Origin of the sequence: Pantoea sp. B550, from assembly GCF_024158165.1 — a bacterium.
Taxonomy (GTDB): Bacteria; Pseudomonadota; Gammaproteobacteria; order Enterobacterales; family Enterobacteriaceae; genus Pantoea; species Pantoea alfalfae.
In genome coordinates this window covers 3,348,079-3,366,183 of sequence record NZ_JAMYXI010000003.1, presented here as the reverse complement: position 1 = coordinate 3,366,183, position 18,105 = coordinate 3,348,079, and the positions used below count along the sequence as shown (strand labels likewise).

The following is an 18,105-nucleotide window of genomic DNA, read 5'->3' as shown; positions in this document are numbered from 1 at the left end:
TCGACGGGGTTTTTTCGTATTGGCCGTAAAGCGCAATTACTGTGTGGCCACAGCCGCTGACGTTGAATGGTCATCTTTCGCGGTTGCAGGCGCGTTTGCGGCGTCAGCTTTGTCAGTCGTGGCTTTATTATCACTGGCTGATTCTGCTGCATTGTCAGCTTTCGCTTTCTCAGCAGCGGCTTTTTCTGCTGCTGCTTTGTCAGCTTTTGCCTTTTCAGCCGCAGCTTTATCGGCTGCTGCCTTGTCCGCTTTTGCTTTTTCAGCGGCGGCTTTATCCGCTTCAGACTTCTCAGCGGCAGCTTTATCGGCGTCAGCCTTCTCTTTGGCTGCGGTCGCTTTATCCGCTTCAGCCTTATCAGCAGCAGCGTCATTCGTCGCTGCGGCTTTCGCACTGTCGTCGTCAGACTGGGCTGCCGGTTGTGGTGCCGCCGCTGGCTGCATTGGCGTGCCCTGCAGCGCAGCATTCAGCACCTGAGAGAACTGATCCCAGCTGCAATAGCCGTTTGCATCGGTCTCACAACCCGCCAGCTGCAGCGTCACGCGCTTCGGTGGGTTCTTCAGGCTCAGCACGTCTGCGTTGCGCAGTTGATCGGCGGTCTGATAGACATACTCCACCTTGAGCAGGTCTTTATCATTTTTCGCATCATGCCAGCGTTCGAAAACAACCTGACCGCCAATTGGCGTTTTTTCGAAGGTATCAGGCAGTTCATAAGGCTTGACCTGCAACGCGCTCAGCAGCGAGGCGATGTTCGAGTCATGGCCGACCATCAGCATAATTTTCGGCGCGTTAGCTTTGTCCTGATCCACTAACTGACTGCGAATGTAATCCACCAGCGGTGCAGCCACTTCACGGGAAACATCCGGGCTGGTGAATAGCGCATCCTGATAACCATTTTTAATGGCTGACAGCTCTTTCCACTGTTCAGGCGTTTTGATCTGCCCCCAGGCAACCTGCTCCAGCGGGAAGCCTTCATAATATTGCAGCGTGAAAGCATCCATCAGCGAATTACCCACTTTCAGCGGACCGCTGACACCAGGCTCTTTACCATTTTCAGCGCTGAAGGTGTTCTGACCACTGCTGAGGTCGCACTGCTTTTTATTGTTACAGGCAGGCGAATTTTTGTAGTCGACAATCTTTTCCAGACGCTGGAAGGCGGGTTTTAGCGGCAGTTTTTCATTGGCGGCGGCCATGGCGGCTAACGCTTTTTTATTGAAGGCTTCGCTGTCATCGGTGATGACCGGATTGAAGACAGGATCCATGGAACCCATTTCATCCTGATGCGTGACGGCAACGTCACAGCCTGGGAAGGCACCATTGACAAAGAACTGCGCGGTAGCGACAGTGCGCTGCAGGCTGTTCGCGTAAACAAAGACATTATTGCTGTCAGGACAGCTGCCGTTCTTTACCAGGCCCTGCTGTGCCAGCCACTGACGGGTGTAGTTACCCATGTAAACTTCCAGCACGCCACCTTTCGTGGTCAGCTGTCCGCCGGGAACATCCCACTGCGGCCAGCTCTTTTTGGTCGACTGCTCCAGCACGCTGCCATTATCGGCCAGCGGCGCGCGCAGATTGTGACGGCTTACCATCAGCACCTGTTGCAGCTGCATATCGCCATCAGCAGCAAATGCTGCCGTTCCGACCGGCAATGCAGCGAGCACTGACAATGCGCAAAGACTCAGTTTCTTGATCATTGTGCCTATTCCATTCATTCAGTAAAGAAACACTCAGGCTATCAACCGATTAGCTCGCCTCAGAGCGATGTATTTAACAGTGTAACTCAGCTCGCCTCAGAAAAGCGCCAGATGTTTGCAAAAACAGTGAGTGGACTATAGCAGAGATGCATAGGGCAGATGAATGTGCAGCCGCACGTCATCAGAAGAGGCGTAATTTTTCAGACTGGAGGAAGAAACAGGAGTGGCAGAAACGAAACAGGCCAGCACTATGTGCTGGCCTGTAAAATGTGGCGGAGGAGGAGAGATTCGAACTCTCGGATGGTTTCCCATCGGCGGTTTTCAAGACCGCTGCCTTAAGCCGCTCGGCCACCCCTCCGTTTTGAAACTGTACTGCTTCGGTAAACTTATTGATTTTACCGCTTTATTGCCCGTGGCAGATAAAGTGGCGGAGGAGGAGAGATTCGAACTCTCGGATGGTTTCCCATCGGCGGTTTTCAAGACCGCTGCCTTAAGCCGCTCGGCCACCCCTCCGCAATGACGCGCACTATAAACATCCCGTTTAGCGATGTAAAGCGTCTATCTGTCTATTCGCCTGAAAAACAGCCAGATTGTGATTTTTCGCTGTGAAAATCGCCACTCTGCTCAAACAATTAGCAGAATAGCGCGTAAAGAAGGGTAAAACGCCTTTTCCCTCTTTAATGGCCTGCGTATTCTCGGCACATATTTAGTGTTCTGCTTAAAGGAGCGCAACATGGAAAGAATTGTCACCTCATCGCAGTCTTCACTGCTGTCAACGCACAGAGTTCTGCGCAATACCTATTTTCTGCTGGGGCTGACCCTGGCCTTTTCCGCGGTGACGGCGACAGCCAGCACCCTGCTGGCCCTGCCTGCGCCTGGTCTGATCCTGATGCTGGTCGGCTTCTATGGCCTGATGTTTTTAACCTACCGTCTGGCGAACAGCCCGATGGGGATTCTGGCCGCGTTTGCTTTCACCGGCTTCCTGGGATATTGCCTGGGTCCTATCCTGAGTTCGTTCCTGACCGCAGGCATGGGCGACGTGATCGCGCTGGCACTGGGTGGTACGGCGCTGGTGTTCTTCTGCTGTTCTGCCTACGTGCTGACTACCCGTCGTGATATGTCTTTCCTGGGCGGCATGATGATGGCTGGTTTTGTGGTGCTGCTGGTGGCGGTGGTCGCGAATATCTTCCTGCAGCTGCCTGCGTTGCATCTGGCTATCAGCGCCCTGTTCATCCTGTTCTCCGCTGGTGCCATTTTGTGGGAGACCAGCAACATCATCCAGGGTGGCGAAACCAACTACATCCGGGCGACGGTCAGCCTCTATGTTTCGCTCTATAACATCTTCGTCAGTCTGCTGAGCCTGCTGGGTTTTGCCCGCAGCAACTAACCGGCAGTGACAGTCACCCTTTGAAACCCCGCTTCGGCGGGGTTTTTGCTTTTACTGCCCGCCAGGTTTGCTAAACTGCGCCGTCATTTACAGAGAGGACATCACGTGAATTTTAACGGTAACGAAATCGCCGTCGATGCCGAAGGCTATCTGAAGCATACTGCCGACTGGAGTGAGGCGCTGGCGGCGCACATCGCGGAACAGGAAGGGCTTACTATGACTGAAGCGCACTGGGAGGTGGTCCATTTTGTGCGCGCGTTTTATCTGGAATTTAACACCTCACCCGCCGTGCGAATGCTGGTAAAGGCAATGGCGCAGAAGTATGGGGAAGAGAAAGGCAACAGCCGCTACCTGTTTCGCCTCTTCCCGGAAGGACCCGCTAAACAGGCGACGAAAATCGCCGGTCTGCCTAAACCGGCGAAATGTCTGTAATTAACCGGTTTTGAAATCGCGGGGCGGTTCTGCGGGCTGATGTGGCTCCACCAGCACCTTATCCACGCGCGCACTGCGAGGTCCGCCCGCTTTAATCCAGGCAATCAGCGCTTCAACCTGATCCGCCTCGCCCCAGGCCAGCACCTCGACGCTGCCGTCATCCAGATTTCGCGCGTACCCCAGTACGCCCAGGGTTCTGGCTTCAGCCTGCGTACTGTAGCGAAACCCAACGCCCTGGACGCGGCCATGAACCCATGCTTTAAAACAGGCTGCTGACATGATTCTCTCCTGCTGCTGTTCGTTGCAATTTCCCGTTATCCACCGGACAATGGCGCCTCATTTTTTCAGGTAAGCATAGCAAACTATGACAGTCAGATTGATTCTCGCAAAGGGACGTGAAAAGTCCCTGCTCCGTCGCCATCCATGGGTCTTTTCAGGGGCCGTTGCACGTCTGGAAGGTAAAGCGCAACTGGGTGAAACCATTGACGTGTGTGACAGCAACGGTAAATGGCTGGCGCGTGCCGCTTATTCACCCGAGTCGCAGATCCGCGCCCGCGTCTGGAGCTGGCAGGCCGATGAATCCATCGATATCGCCTTCTTTGTCCGCCGTTTTGAACAGGCGCAGCAGTGGCGCAAATGGCTGGCGGCCCGCGATGGTCTGGATAGCTATCGCCTGATCGCCGGTGAATCAGATGGTTTACCGGGCGTTACCATTGATCGCTTTGGCAACTTTTTAGTACTTCAGCTGCTTTCAGCAGGCGCGGAATATCAGCGCGCGGCGATCATCACTGCCCTGCAACAGTGCTTCCCTGGCTGTGCCATCTATGACCGCTCTGACGTCGCTGTTCGTAAGAAAGAGGGCCTGGAACTGACGCAGGGCACCGTCACCGGTGAACTTCCCCCGCCTCTGCTGCCGATTACCGAGCATGGCATGAAGCTGCTGGTTGATATTCAGGGCGGTCATAAAACCGGCTATTACCTTGATCAGCGTGACAGCCGTCTTGCCACGCGTCGTTACGCGCAGGATGCCCGCGTGCTTAACTGCTTCTCTTATACTGGCGGCTTCGCGGTTTCTGCATTGATGGGCGGCTGTAAAGAAGTGATCAGCGTGGATACCTCACAGGAAGCGCTGGACGTTGCCCGTCAGAACGTTGAACTGAATGAGCTGGATCTTTCCCGCGCGCACTTTGAACGTGATGATGTATTCAAATTGCTGCGCCGTTATCGTGACAGCGGGGAAAAATTTGATCTGATCATCATGGATCCGCCAAAGTTTGTCGAAAACAAAAGCCAGTTAATGGGTGCCTGCCGCGGCTATAAAGATATTAATATGCTCGCCATTCAGCTACTTAACCCAGACGGCGTGCTGCTGACGTTCTCCTGTTCCGGTCTGATGGCCACCGATCTGTTCCAGAAGATCATTGCCGATGCCGCACTGGATGCTGGTCGCGAAGTGCAGTTTATTGAGCAGTTCCGGCAGGCAGCGGATCATCCGGTCATCGCCAGCTATCCGGAAGGTCTCTATCTGAAAGGTTTCGCCTGCCGCGTGATGTGACTTGAAAAATCAGCTCCTGCCCCCATATTGGAAAGAGAGCTTTTTTTCGGAGGTCACTATGATTGCCAGTAAATTTGGTATTGGTCAGCAGGTTCGTCATCGTCTGTCCGGCGTACTGGGCGTTATCGTCGATGTCGATCCTGAATACTCGTTAGATGCACCTAAAATTGAAGATGTTGGCGCGGAAGAGAAAATGCGCACCGCACCCTGGTATCATGTGGTGATGGAAGATGAGGAAGGCGATCAGGTTCATACCTATGTTGCCGAAATTCAGCTGTCCGGTGAAACCAGCATTGAGCATCCTGAGCAGCCATCAATGGATGAGCTGGCGGCGTCAGTACGTCAGCAATTACAGGCACCTCATCTGCGGCATTAATCTGTGGCGGCACGCTCTGCCGCCACGCTAATTTTTTAACGCGTTATCCCCAGACGCGGAATTTCAATCTTCGGGCAGCGATCCATAATCACCGTCATACCCGCATCCTGTGCCAGTACCGCCGCCTGCTCATTAATCACACCCAGCTGCAGCCATAATGTTTTTGCACCTGCAGCAATGGCTTCCTGCGCTACGCCCCATGCGGCTTCTGAATTGCGGAAGACATCTACCATATCAATCTCGCCCGGTACATCCGCCAGGCTGCCATAAGCCTGCTGCCCCAGCAGGGTTTTACCGGCCAGTTTCGGGCTGACCGGGATCACGTCATAGCCCTGATCGAGCAGATATTTCATCACACCATAACTGGGACGGTCGGGACGATCGCTTGCCCCTACTAAGGCGATACGTTGGGTACGCGTCAGCACATCGCGAATTGTCTGGTCGTTCATCTTTATCTCCTTTCAGGTCAGTGTTGAGTGTAGTTTGACGCATGCTTTAACAGTTAAGTCCCTGACGAAATTAATTGAACCTGCGCACGAATAAATATGTTCAAATGTAAATTAGCTGCCATAATGTAAGAATTTGCTACACGCCATCCTTTGCGTCACCACTTACCGGAGTTGAAATGAAGCTGTCGCTGGCCTTAACGGGGTTACTTACACTCCTTGTTTCGGCGTCCTGTTCTGCCATCACATTAAAGCTCGATCCCCAAATCGATATGCTGGTGCTGGATGGCCGAAAAATTTCAGGCTCGTTCCTCAAAGGAGCAGACAGCTTAGAGCTGGATAGCGGTCAGCATCAGTTTCTGTTTCGGGTAGAGCAGCAGCGTGAAGGGCAGAAAGAGAGTGTGATCGCTTATCAGTCTGCACCGATGATCGTTACCTTTACTGCCGTGGCCAAAACCATCACTATCCGGTTGCCGGCGCTGGAGACAAAACGTGAGCGTTATCATTTTGACCGCAGTCTGAATTTTCAGTTGGTGGATGAGAAAGGCAATGAGATAACCAGCGTGCGTGACCACCTGCCAGCAACCGCGACAGCTGATATGGAAAAAGCGATGCTGAATTACAATCGCACCCATCAGATTGCCTCTGTACCCCGGTTTGCAAATTCCGCTTCTGCTACGCCCTCTTCTTCCCGCCTCACCGCCGATCTGGACTGGACAACGCAGGCCGAACTGCCCTCGCTGCATCGCTGGTTTCACCGCTTCGACGAAGCCACGCGTCAGCAATTACTGACCCTGGTCAAAATGTTACGTACGAGTTGATAGCGTTGAAGGGCCAGAGGTACACTCGTGCTCTCTCTTCTTGCGCATGAGCCTTATCAGGACGCCTTTATGGAACAGACTTTTCGTACCCTTGGCACCACAAAACATATCGCGCTGGTCGCCCATGACCACTGTAAAGCCGCTCTGCTTGAATGGATTAAACAAAACCAGCCCGCACTTGAACCACACATCCTCTATGCGACCGGCACCACCGGAAACCTGATCAATCGTAATACCGGTCTGAATGTGACAGCTATGCTGAGCGGCCCCATGGGCGGCGATCAGCAGGTAGGTGCGCTGATCTCGGAAGGTAAAATTGATGCGCTGATTTTTTTCTGGGATCCACTCAACGCCGTGCCGCACGATCCGGATGTAAAAGCCCTGCTGCGTCTGGCGACCGTCTGGAATATCCCGGTCGCCACGAACCGCTCCACAGCGGATTTTATTATTCAGTCGCCACTGTTTGCCCAAAACGTTGAGATTATGATTCCTGACTATCAGCGCTATCTGGCCGATCGTCTGAAATAACTCAGGCTTTACGCAGCACAGGAACGCCCAGTTCGCGGAAGTGATCAACAAACGGTGACGGCGCGGCCTTATCAAACATCAGAAAAACCTGCTGGCGCGCTCGCGTCAGCGCCACATAGGCCAGACGGCGCTCTTCGGCATCCGGAAACGCTTCGGGCTGCGGTAACAGGCCCTGTTCGATAATCGACTCACGTACTTCCGCCGGGAAACCCTCTTTGCCCTGCTGCAATCCCAGCAAAATAACGTAATCCGCCTGCTGACCTTTGCTGGCATGGATTGTCATAAATTCCAGATTAAGTTTCGGCCAGCGGGTTCTGGCTTTATCGAGCAGTTCCGGTCGCAGATAGTGATAGCGCGCCAGTAGCAGAATCCGCTCTTCAGGCTTCGCATAACCGCTGAGTTTGTTCAGCAGGGCTTCCAGCTGATCCTCCGCCAGCAGCGAAATCGACTTTTTATTGCCTTTGGTGACGCTGTTCAGCGGTTTTGCCAGCTGCTGCGGATTCTGCTGGATAAACCGGTTCGCAATGTCACCGATGCGATCATTAAAGCGGTAGGTAGTGTCCAGCACGCACCGATCGCCCTCACCGAAGTAGTGATGAAATGCGGTGGTCAGCGTCATCTCTGCGCCGCTGAAGCGGTAGATAGCCTGCCAGTCATCGCCGACAGCAAACAGCGCGGTGCGCTTATTCTGCTGGCGTAGTGCGCTGAGCAATGCGGCACGCTGAGGCGAGATATCCTGGAATTCATCCACCAGAATGTGTTTCCACGGACTGATAAAGCGTCCTTTTTCCAGAATGGCAATCGCCTGGTGAATGAGTCCCGAGAAATCGACCGCGCCCTCTTCTTTCAGCGCGCTTTTCCACGCTTTCAGCAGGGGTGCCATCAGTTTGATGCGTTTACTGAAGCGATCCCGAATCTCTTCCGGCACGTCGGCGATCATCGCTGCCTGCGCACCGCCATGCATGCGCATCAGACCGAGCCAGCGCTCCAGACGTGACGCCAGCCGGTTTGCCAGCCTCTCGTCCTCCCAGAATGGCCCTTCCGGTAACTCCCACGCCAGTTCGTCACGGAGCCACTGACGCCAGCCGTTTGCCATCGCCTTTTTCTCGTGGCACTGCTGCCGCCACTCCCTGAGTAGCAGCGTGCGACGTGCATCCGCATCGCTCTCCAGCTTGCTGATAACCGGCTGCTTATTGCTCCCTTCACGAATAATATGCAGAGCCAGAGAATGGAAAGTCTTTGCCTGGATGTCACCCGCAGAGAGCCGGGACTGAATACGTGCGTTCATCTCTTCAGCAGCCTGGCGGCCAAATGCCAGCAACAGAATTTGATCGGCGCTGGCCAGTCTGCGCTCCATTAACCAGCCTGCACGGGCCACCAGCACCGAGGTTTTACCGCTGCCCGCACCAGCCAGTACCAGCAGAGAATCCTCGCCATTAACCACCGCCTCACACTGCGATTGATTGAGTGGCGTGCTCTCGACGCTGGCAAAGAACGACTGATAGCGGGTCAGCATAGCGTCAGTCCAGTCACGGTTTCGCTGCCGCAGAGCCAACTCACCCTGATCCAGCCAGTGCTGGCAAAATGCCAGGCTATCACGGCAGTCAGGAAAATCGTTTAAGCGGGTGAGCGGCATCGGTAACGCGTCGAACTGTTTGAGAATTTTTATCTTCAGCGCCTGCAGCTCGTGGCGATTCAGCCAGCGATCCTGCGCGCCAAACGTCCCGATTTCGTCGCGCAGTGACTGGAGTACCTCGCGGCACACCGTGCTCATCTCCAGACTCCAGTTCTGCCAGGCCTGCATCAGATAGTGGTGAAAGCGCTGCGTCTCCTGCCATTCCGTTCCGTGCAGCCGGACCACTTTTTCATCGTCCAGCAAAAATTCCAGCTCGCCCCATACCAGCCCACGCTTGCAGGCGATATTAAGTAACTGGTTAAAGGGGATCAGATACTCATGCTTATCGCCACTGACTTCGACACCCGCTGCCAGCAGACGAACACGGTTATAAGGATGCTGAGCAAGCCGTTTGCCCATTGAAGTTGCTTTCAGTTCCACGCCGACACCAACGTCAGATAAGAGGATTAGGGGGAGTTTACCTGTCAGACCCTTGGCGCTCCAGCCTTAAAACAGGCTAAACTTGGCGTCACATCTTGCGGAATGCAAAAGGAAAAGAAGATCATGCGCACCGTTTTAAATATTCTGAATTTTGTTCTGGGCGGCTTTTTCACCACCCTGAGCTGGCTGTTTGCCACATTGATCAGCGTCGTGCTGGTTTTTACCCTGCCGCTGACCCGCTCCTGCTGGGAAATCACTAAACTCTCGCTGCTGCCGTTTGGCAACGAGGCGGTGCATGTCGATGTGCTGCGTCCTGAAAGTAAGAGTCATATTCTGAATACCGGCGGCACCTTTCTGAACATCTTCTGGCTGATTTTCTTCGGCTGGTGGCTCTGCCTTTCGCATATTTCCGTGGGCATTGTGCAGTGCATCAGCATCATCGGTATTCCGACAGGGATTGCAAACTTTAAGATCGCCGCTATTGCGCTCTGGCCGGTTGGACGCCGGGTGGTGTCAGTAGAAGAGGCGCGTGCTGCGCGCGACGCCAATGCCCGCCGCTATTAATATGATGTCTGATGCAGTGCCTGGCTGGCGAAAATATCTGTTTAACAGTACGTGGCGCTATCTGCTGCGGATCCTGTTTGCCCTGAGTGGCTGCGCTGCCATCCCCTGGTGGCTGCATCAGATTGAGTGGACGATTCCTCTGACGCTGGGGGTGGTCGCGGCTGCGCTGGCCGATCTTGATGATCGTCTGGCCGGACGTCTGAAGAATCTGCTGATTACCCTGCTCTGCTTCTGCATCGCCTCGGTTTCCGTAGAACTGCTGTTTCCCTGGCCGTTCGCCTTTATGGTCGGGCTGGCGATTTCGACCTGGGGCTTTATTCTGCTGGGTGCTCTGGGGCAGCGCTACGCCACTATCGCTTTTGGTGCGCTGCTGATTGCGGTCTATACCATGCTCGGCATCGGGCTGTTCAGCCAGTGGTACATGCAGCCAATGCTGCTGCTGGTCGGCGCTCTCTGGTATAACCTTCTGACCCTGCTGGGTCATCTGATGTTCCCGGTCCGACCGGTACAGGAACAGCTGGCGGGAAGCTTTTCACAACTGGCCCGCTACCTTGATGCAAAGGCGAATCTGTTCGATCCTGATGCGGGCGAGCAGGATGATGCTGCGTTTATTGATGCGGCAATGGTCAACAGCCAGTTAGTGGCGCAGCTCAATCTGACCAAAACCACGCTGCAGAGCCGTCTGCGCGGCGATCGCGGATCGCGCGGCACCCGTCGCAGTCTGCACTACTACTTTGTGGCGCAGGATATTCATGAACGCGCCAGCTCCTCTCATCTGCAATATCACCTGCTGCGCGGCGACTGGCGCTATAATGAAATTCTGTTTCGCTTTCAGCGTCTGCTGAATATGCAGGCGCAAGCCTGTCGCCAGCTGGCACACTGCATCCTGATGCGTGAAAGATGGGTGCATGACAGCCGCTTTGAACGTGCGTTTGAACGATTGCAGAAAGCGATTGAACGACTTGAGCAACATGAGCCTGAGGCGCCACATACCCGCGCGCTGTTCTGGCTGCTACGTAACCTGCGTGCCATTGACGCACAGCTCGCATCCATTGAGTCAGAGCAGACGCTGGCCGGTGAGGATCCGCAGCACAGTGACAATCTGCTGTCACGTGAAGGGTTGAGTGGCTGGAGTGATATCCGGCTGCGCTTCAGCCGCCATCTCTCTCCCGCGTCGGCACTATTCAGGCATGCGGTTCGCATGTCAGTGGTGCTCTGTATTGGATACGGCTTCATTCAGATAACCGGACTGGAGCGGGGATACTGGATTTTGCTGACCAGCCTGTTTGTGTGCCAGCCCAACTATAACGCCACGCAGCGACGCCTTGCCTTGCGCATCGGCGGAACGCTGGCGGGGATTGCGATTGGTTTACCCGTTTTATGGCTGGTACCCTCCATTGAAGGGCAGTTAATCCTGATAGTGATTACCGGCGTGCTGTTCTTCGCTTTCAGGCAGGTGCAGTATGCGCAGGCTACGCTGTTTATCACTCTGCTGGTGCTGCTTTGCTTTAACCTGTTAGGTGAAGGGTTTGAAGTCGCGCTGCCCCGTGTCGTGGATACCTTACTCGGTTGTGGTCTGGCCTGGCTGGCTGTCGCCTTTATCTGGCCTGACTGGCGCTTTCGTCAGCTGCCAGCTGTGGCAGAGCGAACGCTGAAAGCGAACTGTCGTTATCTGGATGCCATCATGGAGCAATATCACCAGGGTAAAGATAACCGGCTTGCCTATCGTATTGCCCGCCGTGATGCGCATAATGCGGATGCTGAACTGGCGTCTGTCGTCTCAAACATGAGCAGTGAAAGTCGTACCAGCCAGAAACTGCGTGATTCAGCTTTTCAATTGCTCTGCTCCAATCACTCATTTCTGAGCTACATTTCCGCGCTGGGCGCTCACCGCGATAAAATTACAGCGCCGGACCTGCTCGCCTTACTGGATGATACGGTTTGCTATGTCGAGGATGTGCTTCAGACGGACGTGGTCAGCGATAAACATGTTGAACTGATGCGCCAGCAACTGGCTCAGCGAATCAGCCAGCTGGCTGCAGATGCAGATACGCGTGCGCCGCTGGTGCTCCAGCAACTCGGTCTGTTGGTGGCATTAATGCCGGATGTGGCTCGCCTGCGCCGCACGCTCATTACTGACTAGCTTTCACTACTTCTGAAGTCCGGGTGTGATAAAAGCGTGCGCTGGAACCATGCATTCAACTCCGCCCGGGTTGCCTGCGGCAGCGCAGCCGCATGGCGGCCCGTAATAGCCCCTTGCAGCGCCAGTAATGTCTGAAATCCCACGTGCTGGTTGATCGCTTTCAGCTTCAGCCAGCACTGCTTGGCCCCTATCTGGTAGAGATGATTGACGCTCATTACGCCCGCCTCAAAGAGCATCATCTCCATGCGTACACTGAGATTAGGCAAATCTTTCAGCCGCGGAGACGCTTGCCTGTCCTGCAACTCCAGCTGCGCCGTCTCTAATGAGGCAGCAGAGAGCGCCAGCAGATGGTCAGAATCGCGCCATAAGGCCTCATCAACCCGAAAGTAATTGAGGCTGACCAGTTTTCCCCGCTTGCGAAAAATCAACGGTTGCAGCGGGCGATCGGTAATGTATTCGCGCAGCGGTTCACTGGCCCGCAGATAGAGTTCGTCTTGATTAATTAAGGCAAAAACCACACTTTCGACAGCCAGAGCATACCCCCCAAACTGGGTGCGGGACTCTATTGGTCCCAATGGGGCCAGGCGCGCTCTGGAGCGCTCTACGACCGGATTCACCTTTTTCATTGCACCACCTCCATGTCAGAAATACTTCTTAAATTGCCTTGGGTATCAGGCAATTAGAAGATAGAAAAAAGTGTCAGCCGGTTCAATGAATAAATAACGCTTCAACTAATCTTGTCGCGTTTTTGCGAGGCGTTTTCAGAAATTTGGGTTGATCTTTATCCAGGATGACAGTACTGTATATTCATACAGTCAACTGCTGGTGATTAACTTATGCGAACACAACATCCTGATAATGCACGCTATGCTCATCATTACGCGTCCTCTTCCGTTCCGGCCTCTCAGGGCGGTGGAATTACTGAGTTACGCTGCAGCGAGCAGCCCGGTATGATGCAGATGCTGCTGTTGCCATTATTACAGCAGCTGAGTCAGCAATCACGCTGGCAGTTGTGGTTAACACCGGCACATAAACTGAATCGCACCTGGATGCAGGAGTCGGGATTACCGCTGGATAAAAGTATGCATATCGCCGATTCTGAACGTCTGAATGCGGTGGAAGCGATGGTCAAGGCATTACGTACAGGAAATTACAGTGTCGTTCTGGCATGGATTCCTTATGACCTTGGCGAAGATGAGCGCCGTCAACTTGAAAATGCGGCGGCAGAGGGTGACGCGCTGGGTTTGATTTTGCGGGCAAGCGGGACATCGGAAGCGCCTCTCAGACCGCAAAGTGCGATAAAAATTCAGTCGGATTTGTTTCATTAAGTAAAAATCAGAAGTTTCCCAAGCTATTTTTCTTATCTGTCGTCGCTAAACCACTGATTCTGTTAGTTCGAGCTGTGACAATGGTTTAGCAGGTTTTTAAGGCTTTTTGCCGCGACAATACTACCAGGCTAATTGTTAGAAATTGTGTATAAATCGCTGTTTTTTTACAGAAGCGCCTCACATCATACTTGTAAGTTTCCAATCTCGTTGTAGACTTTATCTCGCCAGGGTGCTCAATAACCTCCGTTTTTTGCGGTAGAGTCATAAGCGAGCGTTTTGACCCGGCGAAGGATTTAAACCAAGAGCAACCTTTTTGCTCATTGCCTATTTGGATGATAACGAGGCGCAAAATGAAAAAGACAGCTATCGCAATTGCAGTGGCACTGGCTGGCTTCGCTACCGTAGCGCAGGCCGCTCCGAAAGATGACACCTGGTACACCGGTGCTAAACTGGGCTGGTCTCAGTATCACGACACTGGTTACTACGGTAACGGTTACGAAAACAATGACGGTCCAACTCATGAAAGCCAGCTGGGTGCAGGTGCATTCGTTGGTTACCAGGCAAATCCATACCTGGGCTTCGAGCTGGGCTATGACTGGCTGGGTCGCATGCCTAACAAAGGCAACGTGACTAACGGCGCATTCAAAGCACAGGGCGTTCAGCTGGCTGCTAAACTGAGCTACCCAATCTATGACGATCTGGACGTGTATACTCGTCTGGGCGGCATGGTATGGCGTGCAGATTCAACGCAGACTAACCCAACTACTGGCCGCATCAGCGACCACGACACCGGCGTATCTCCGCTGGCTGCTGTTGGTGTTGAATATGCGCTGACCAAAAACTGGGCTACCCGTCTGGACTACCAGTGGGTTAACAACATCGGTGATGCACAGACCGTTGGTACGCGTCCAGACAACGGCATGCTGAGCGTAGGCGTTTCATACCGCTTCGGTCAGGATGACGTCGCTGCTCCGGCGCCAGCTCCGGCTCCAGCACCAGCTCCAGTTGTTGAAACCAAGCGTTTCACTCTGAAGTCTGACGTTCTGTTCACCTTCAACAAATCTACCCTGAAGCCAGAAGGCCAGCAGGCTCTGGATCAGCTGTACAGCCAGCTGAGCTCAATGGATCCTAAAGATGGTTCCGTTGTCGTACTGGGCTTCACCGATCGCATCGGTTCAGAGCAGTACAACCAGAAACTGTCTGAGAAACGTGCTCAGTCAGTCGTAGATTACCTGGTATCTAAAGGTATTCCTTCTAACAAGATCTCTGCACGTGGCATGGGTGAATCTAACCCAGTTACCGGCAACACCTGTGACAGCGTGAAAGGCCGTAATGCCCTGATCGACTGCCTGGCGCCGGACCGTCGTGTAGAAATCGACGTTAAAGGTATCAAAGACGTTGTAACTCAGCCACAGGCTTAAGTTTACACGTCATAAAAAACCCCGCCTTAGCGGGGTTTTTTTGTGCCGGTAATCAATCGGTCTTTAGCGCCTATACTCTGAATTCCCTGCCCGCTTACTCGCTCTCTGAACCCGATTTACCCAGAATCGCCTGCAAATCCTGCTTCAGACTCGACATCTGAGTGGCATATTTCTCTTTGCGTTCCGCATCTTCTATCAGCTGAACAATCGTTTCAGAAAGCGTGCAGCCACGCCGCTGAGCGAGGCCTGCCAGCCGCTGCCAGACCAGATACTCCAGGTCTATCGATTTTTTTCGGGTATGCTGATGTTCAGCGTTGAAATGGCGTTTGCGCCTGGCACGGATGGTCTGCTTCAGCCGGTTATCAAGATCAGAATGAATATGTTCTGCAATCCACTCGTTCACCGTCACCGGATTATTTTCCATCGCCAGCAGTTTATCCACTGCCGCCTGTGCCGCGCTTAACTCAAGGTGACGCGTGATCAGTTCACCTTCCCGATGTTTTTTCACCAGGTATTTCCACTTCCATCCACATTCAAGATTTTCGAGTTGCTGGTATTTCATCGGAATCTCATCGTGATCACGTAACGGGCTAAGAATAACAGCTTTTTTCCCGGATGCAGCAACGAAAAACATGCTGCCATCATCACATCTTCAACAGGAAGTCTGCAGTGCTTAACAAGGGTGAATCCTGTATAATCTCGCTTTTCTTAAAACAGATAAATGCGATTATTTTGACCAGCACTCAACTTACGTGGCAGACCTTACAGCCGGATAGCGCGCAATACCAATCCGTTTTCTCCCGAATTGCTGATGAAGAAACTGATGCTCTGGCAACGGTACAGCCCCGGTTGCTGAATGCGCTGGCGCATTTACATCACCAGTCGCAGGGATTCCCGTTACTGCTGGTTAGAAGCCAGGAGAATCGCGATTATCTGACATTCATCGTTCAGGCCGCGCAGCGGGTCATGGCTGACAGTACCACTCTGTCCGGCGGTGATTACCATATCATGGCTGACAACGTCACGCTTCAGCCCCCATCCGATCCGCAACGCCCATTCACCAGTCAGGGTGGTATTCACTTTGCTGAGTGGATTGAGATGGAGCAGTTGTTTGGCTGCGTGCGGCAGTATAAAGATCGCATCCAGCTTGAGCCAGGGCTGATCCATCGCGCCAATGGCGGCACGCTGGTACTGTCACTGCGTAGCCTGCTGACGCAGCCAATTCTATGGCTGCGCCTGAAAAAGTGTATTGAGCAAGGCTATGTTGAGTGGACCTCTCAGGATGAACGCCGCCCGCTACCTGTCTCGATTCCTTCATTACCGCTCAGTCTTAACCTGGTCCTGTGCGGCGACCGCGAAGCGCTTGCGGATTTTCAGGAGCTCGACCCTGAAGCGCATGAAATGGCCATCTATACTGAATTTGAAGAGAACATTCAGGTTCTTGATGAAGATGACATGCTGGCCTGGTGTCGCTGGAGTACTGAACTGGCGCAACAGGCGGGCCTGCCCGTGCCGGAAGCGGACTTCTGGCCAGAGCTGATCAAAGAAGGTGTCCGTTACAGCGGCGATCAGGATACGCTACCCCTCTGCCCGCGCTGGCTGCAGCGTCAGATGCGCGAGTCGGCTCTGATGGGCGACGTACTCAATGCTGAAGCATTGCGTGATGCGCTTGAAGCGCGCTTGTGGCGCGAGAATTATCTCAATGAACGGATGCGTGATGAGATCCTGCTGCGACAGATTCTGATTGAAACCGAAGGCGAAGTAGTCGGTCAGATTAACGGCCTGTCGGTGGTGGAATATCCTGGTCATCCCCGTGCCTGGGGCGACCCCTCTCGTATTACCTGCGTGGTTCATCCCGGCGATGGCGAGTTCATGGATATTGAGCGTAAGGCGGAGCTGGGCGGTAACATTCATGCTAAAGGCATGATGATCATGCAGGCATTTTTGATTGCCGAGCTGGAGCTCGATCAGCAACTGCCCTTCTCAGCCTCAATGGTCTTTGAGCAATCCTATTCCGAGGTGGACGGTGACAGCGCTTCGCTGGCTGAACTCTGTGCCTTAATCAGCGCATTGGCGAATCAGCCGATCAATCAGCAAATCGCCGTGACTGGTTCAGTCGATCAGTTTGGCAACGTACAACCGGTAGGCGGACTGAATGAGAAGATCGAAGGCTTCTTTGATATCTGTCATCAGCGTGAACTAACGGGTCAGCAGGGTGTGATTATTCCTGCCTGCAACGTTCGTCATCTCAGTCTTAACCAGGCCGTTGTGACAGCGGTTGAACAGGGTCGCTTCCACATCTGGGCGATCGACCGTGCTGATGAAGCGCTGCCGCTCCTGACCGGTAAAATCTGGAGTACTGAAGATGGTCAGGGTGACTGCCTGCTGAACACCATCCAGGAACGCATTAGCCTGTTTAACCAGCCGGACGTGCCGCAACGTCCCTGGGCGCTCCGCTGGCTTAACTGGTTCAACCACCGTTAATCCGATTTGCTCAGCGTACAACTGTTCGCTAATATTCGTGATTCACTAAAACAAGGCTTATTGAAAACATGGTAGATAAACGCGAATCCTATACCAAAGAAGATCTGATTCTGTCAGGTCGTGGTGAACTGTTTGGCGAAAATGGTCCGCCGCTTCCATCTGGCAACATGCTGATGATGGACCGCGTGGTCAAAATGACCGAAGACGGCGGCAAATATGACAAAGGCTTTGTTGAAGCGGAGCTGGATATCAATCCTGATCTCTGGTTCTTCGGCTGTCACTTTATTGGCGATCCGGTGATGCCGGGCTGTCTGGGCCTGGATGCCATGTGGCAGCTGGTCGGTTTCTATCTGGGCTGGCTGGGCGGCGAAGGTAAAGGTCGTGCGCTGGGCGTGGGTGAAGTGAAATTCACCGGACAGGTCCTGCCTGAAGCGAAGAAAGTCACCTACCGCATTCACTTCAAACGTGTGATTAACCGTAAACTGGTGATGGGCGTGGCAGATGGTGAAGTGCTGGTTGACGGCAACCTTATTTATACCGCCAGCGATCTGAAAGTCGGCCTGTTTAAAGATACTGCCGCTTTTTAAGCGTTTCCCCTGGAAACAAAAACCTCCGCGCATGGCGGAGGTTATATTCCCTTTTCAGTGACATCCGGTTATGCAGCTACCGACCTGTCCTCCATGGCTTGTCGCCAACCTCCCAACCAGTGAGACTTAGCGTCAATCAACTGATACGGACACATCTCTTTTGAGCGTCCAGTAATGCCTGCCTGATAACCACGTGAATGGGCGCGTTCGAGGCGGTCTCGTTTCTGTCTCTTCATACTCCGTGTCCCTCATGTAAGGTCTGTGGAATCTGGTGGAAAGAAAAAG

The 18,105-nt window shown here is 53.5% G+C and carries 19 protein-coding genes and 2 tRNA genes; 12 read left to right on the top strand and 9 right to left on the bottom strand.

What is annotated here, in order from left to right; genetic code table 11:
* Window positions 1-36 precede the first annotated feature (36 nt).
* The 3 genes from agp to NIM72_RS18690 form a co-directional block, all read right to left on the bottom strand.
* Window positions 37-1,692, bottom strand: coding sequence for a bifunctional glucose-1-phosphatase/inositol phosphatase (gene agp / locus NIM72_RS18700; protein WP_253421501.1), 1,656 nt, complete (start codon window positions 1,690-1,692; stop codon window positions 37-39).
* A 270-nt stretch (window positions 1,693-1,962) separates the two neighbouring features.
* A tRNA-Ser gene (locus NIM72_RS18695) sits at window positions 1,963-2,050 on the bottom strand.
* A 67-nt stretch (window positions 2,051-2,117) separates the two neighbouring features.
* A tRNA-Ser gene (locus tag NIM72_RS18690) sits at window positions 2,118-2,205 on the bottom strand.
* A gap of 220 nt (window positions 2,206-2,425) precedes the next feature.
* On the opposite strand from NIM72_RS18690, the gene yccA reads away from it, so the two are divergent.
* Window positions 2,426-3,079 carry an FtsH protease modulator YccA gene (gene yccA / locus NIM72_RS18685; protein WP_090962424.1) on the top strand — a complete coding sequence of 218 codons (654 nt, stop codon included), beginning with the start codon at window positions 2,426-2,428 and terminating at the stop codon, window positions 3,077-3,079.
* Window positions 3,080-3,184: 105 nt separating this feature from the next.
* Complete coding sequence (tusE, locus tag NIM72_RS18680) at window positions 3,185-3,511, top strand: sulfurtransferase TusE (RefSeq protein WP_161736441.1); 327 nt, start codon at window positions 3,185-3,187, stop codon at window positions 3,509-3,511.
* Here the strand turns inward: tusE and yccX are convergent, their stop codons facing one another.
* Window positions 3,512-3,790, bottom strand: coding sequence for an acylphosphatase (gene yccX, locus NIM72_RS18675; RefSeq protein WP_161736442.1), 279 nt, complete (start codon window positions 3,788-3,790; stop codon window positions 3,512-3,514).
* A gap of 85 nt (window positions 3,791-3,875) precedes the next feature.
* Here yccX and rlmI point away from each other — a divergent pair, with 85 nt between their 5' ends.
* Both rlmI and hspQ read left to right on the top strand, forming a co-directional pair.
* Window positions 3,876-5,066, top strand: coding sequence for a 23S rRNA (cytosine(1962)-C(5))-methyltransferase RlmI (rlmI, locus tag NIM72_RS18670; RefSeq protein ID WP_253421499.1), 1,191 nt, complete (start codon window positions 3,876-3,878; stop codon window positions 5,064-5,066).
* A 58-nt stretch (window positions 5,067-5,124) separates the two neighbouring features.
* Window positions 5,125-5,442 (top strand): heat shock protein HspQ, encoded by a 318-nt coding sequence (hspQ, locus tag NIM72_RS18665; RefSeq protein ID WP_161736444.1) that lies wholly within the window; start codon window positions 5,125-5,127, stop codon window positions 5,440-5,442.
* A 35-nt stretch (window positions 5,443-5,477) separates the two neighbouring features.
* Here the strand turns inward: hspQ and NIM72_RS18660 are convergent, their stop codons facing one another.
* Window positions 5,478-5,891: a CoA-binding protein gene (locus NIM72_RS18660; RefSeq protein ID WP_150009839.1), complete on the bottom strand. Its 414-nt coding sequence runs from the start codon at window positions 5,889-5,891 to the stop codon at window positions 5,478-5,480.
* Between the two features lie 176 nt (window positions 5,892-6,067).
* Between NIM72_RS18660 and NIM72_RS18655 the strand changes: the two genes are divergently transcribed.
* The gene (locus tag NIM72_RS18655) at window positions 6,068-6,709 is read left to right on the top strand and encodes a DUF2057 family protein (protein ID WP_161736445.1); all 642 of its coding nucleotides are present in this window, start codon (window positions 6,068-6,070) and stop codon (window positions 6,707-6,709) included.
* Between the two features lie 69 nt (window positions 6,710-6,778).
* A complete protein-coding gene (gene mgsA, locus NIM72_RS18650) occupies window positions 6,779-7,237 on the top strand; it encodes a methylglyoxal synthase (protein ID WP_161736446.1) in 459 nt (152 codons plus the stop codon).
* A gap of 1 nt (window position 7,238) precedes the next feature.
* Here mgsA and helD read toward each other — a convergent pair whose 3' ends face one another.
* Complete coding sequence (gene helD, locus NIM72_RS18645; RefSeq protein ID WP_253421497.1) at window positions 7,239-9,293, bottom strand: DNA helicase IV; 2,055 nt, start codon at window positions 9,291-9,293, stop codon at window positions 7,239-7,241.
* Between the two features lie 123 nt (window positions 9,294-9,416).
* On the opposite strand from helD, the gene NIM72_RS18640 reads away from it, so the two are divergent.
* Entirely contained in the window at window positions 9,417-9,857 is a 441-nt protein-coding gene (locus NIM72_RS18640; protein WP_161735652.1) for a YccF domain-containing protein, read from the top strand.
* Window positions 9,841-12,000: a YccS family putative transporter gene (gene yccS, locus NIM72_RS18635; RefSeq protein WP_253422138.1), complete on the top strand. Its 2,160-nt coding sequence runs from the start codon at window positions 9,841-9,843 to the stop codon at window positions 11,998-12,000. Before NIM72_RS18640 ends, yccS begins: the two co-directional genes overlap by 17 nt.
* On the opposite strand, the gene NIM72_RS18630 is transcribed toward yccS, so the two are convergent.
* Entirely contained in the window at window positions 11,997-12,626 is a 630-nt protein-coding gene (locus tag NIM72_RS18630; RefSeq protein WP_161735656.1) for a TfoX/Sxy family DNA transformation protein, read from the bottom strand. The two genes, yccS and NIM72_RS18630, sit on opposite strands and share 4 nt — an antisense overlap.
* Before the next feature lie 210 nt (window positions 12,627-12,836).
* Here NIM72_RS18630 and sulA point away from each other — a divergent pair, with 210 nt between their 5' ends.
* Both sulA and ompA read left to right on the top strand, forming a co-directional pair.
* Complete coding sequence (sulA, locus tag NIM72_RS18625) at window positions 12,837-13,328, top strand: SOS-induced cell division inhibitor SulA (protein ID WP_161735658.1); 492 nt, start codon at window positions 12,837-12,839, stop codon at window positions 13,326-13,328.
* Window positions 13,329-13,678: 350 nt separating this feature from the next.
* Window positions 13,679-14,749 carry a porin OmpA gene (gene ompA, locus NIM72_RS18620; protein ID WP_010255028.1) on the top strand — a complete coding sequence of 357 codons (1,071 nt, stop codon included), beginning with the start codon at window positions 13,679-13,681 and terminating at the stop codon, window positions 14,747-14,749.
* A 94-nt stretch (window positions 14,750-14,843) separates the two neighbouring features.
* On the opposite strand, the gene matP is transcribed toward ompA, so the two are convergent.
* On the bottom strand, window positions 14,844-15,311 hold the full coding sequence (matP, locus tag NIM72_RS18615) for a macrodomain Ter protein MatP (protein ID WP_143813132.1): 468 nt from the start codon (window positions 15,309-15,311) through the stop codon (window positions 14,844-14,846).
* A gap of 53 nt (window positions 15,312-15,364) precedes the next feature.
* Here matP and NIM72_RS18610 point away from each other — a divergent pair, with 53 nt between their 5' ends.
* A complete protein-coding gene (locus tag NIM72_RS18610) occupies window positions 15,365-17,233 on the top strand; it encodes a Lon protease family protein (protein WP_161735660.1) in 1,869 nt (622 codons plus the stop codon).
* A 68-nt stretch (window positions 17,234-17,301) separates the two neighbouring features.
* Entirely contained in the window at window positions 17,302-17,820 is a 519-nt protein-coding gene (fabA, locus tag NIM72_RS18605) for a bifunctional 3-hydroxydecanoyl-ACP dehydratase/trans-2-decenoyl-ACP isomerase (protein ID WP_008925876.1), read from the top strand.
* A gap of 68 nt (window positions 17,821-17,888) precedes the next feature.
* Here fabA and rmf read toward each other — a convergent pair whose 3' ends face one another.
* Entirely contained in the window at window positions 17,889-18,056 is a 168-nt protein-coding gene (gene rmf, locus NIM72_RS18600) for a ribosome modulation factor (protein ID WP_008925875.1), read from the bottom strand.
* Window positions 18,057-18,105 lie beyond the last annotated feature (49 nt).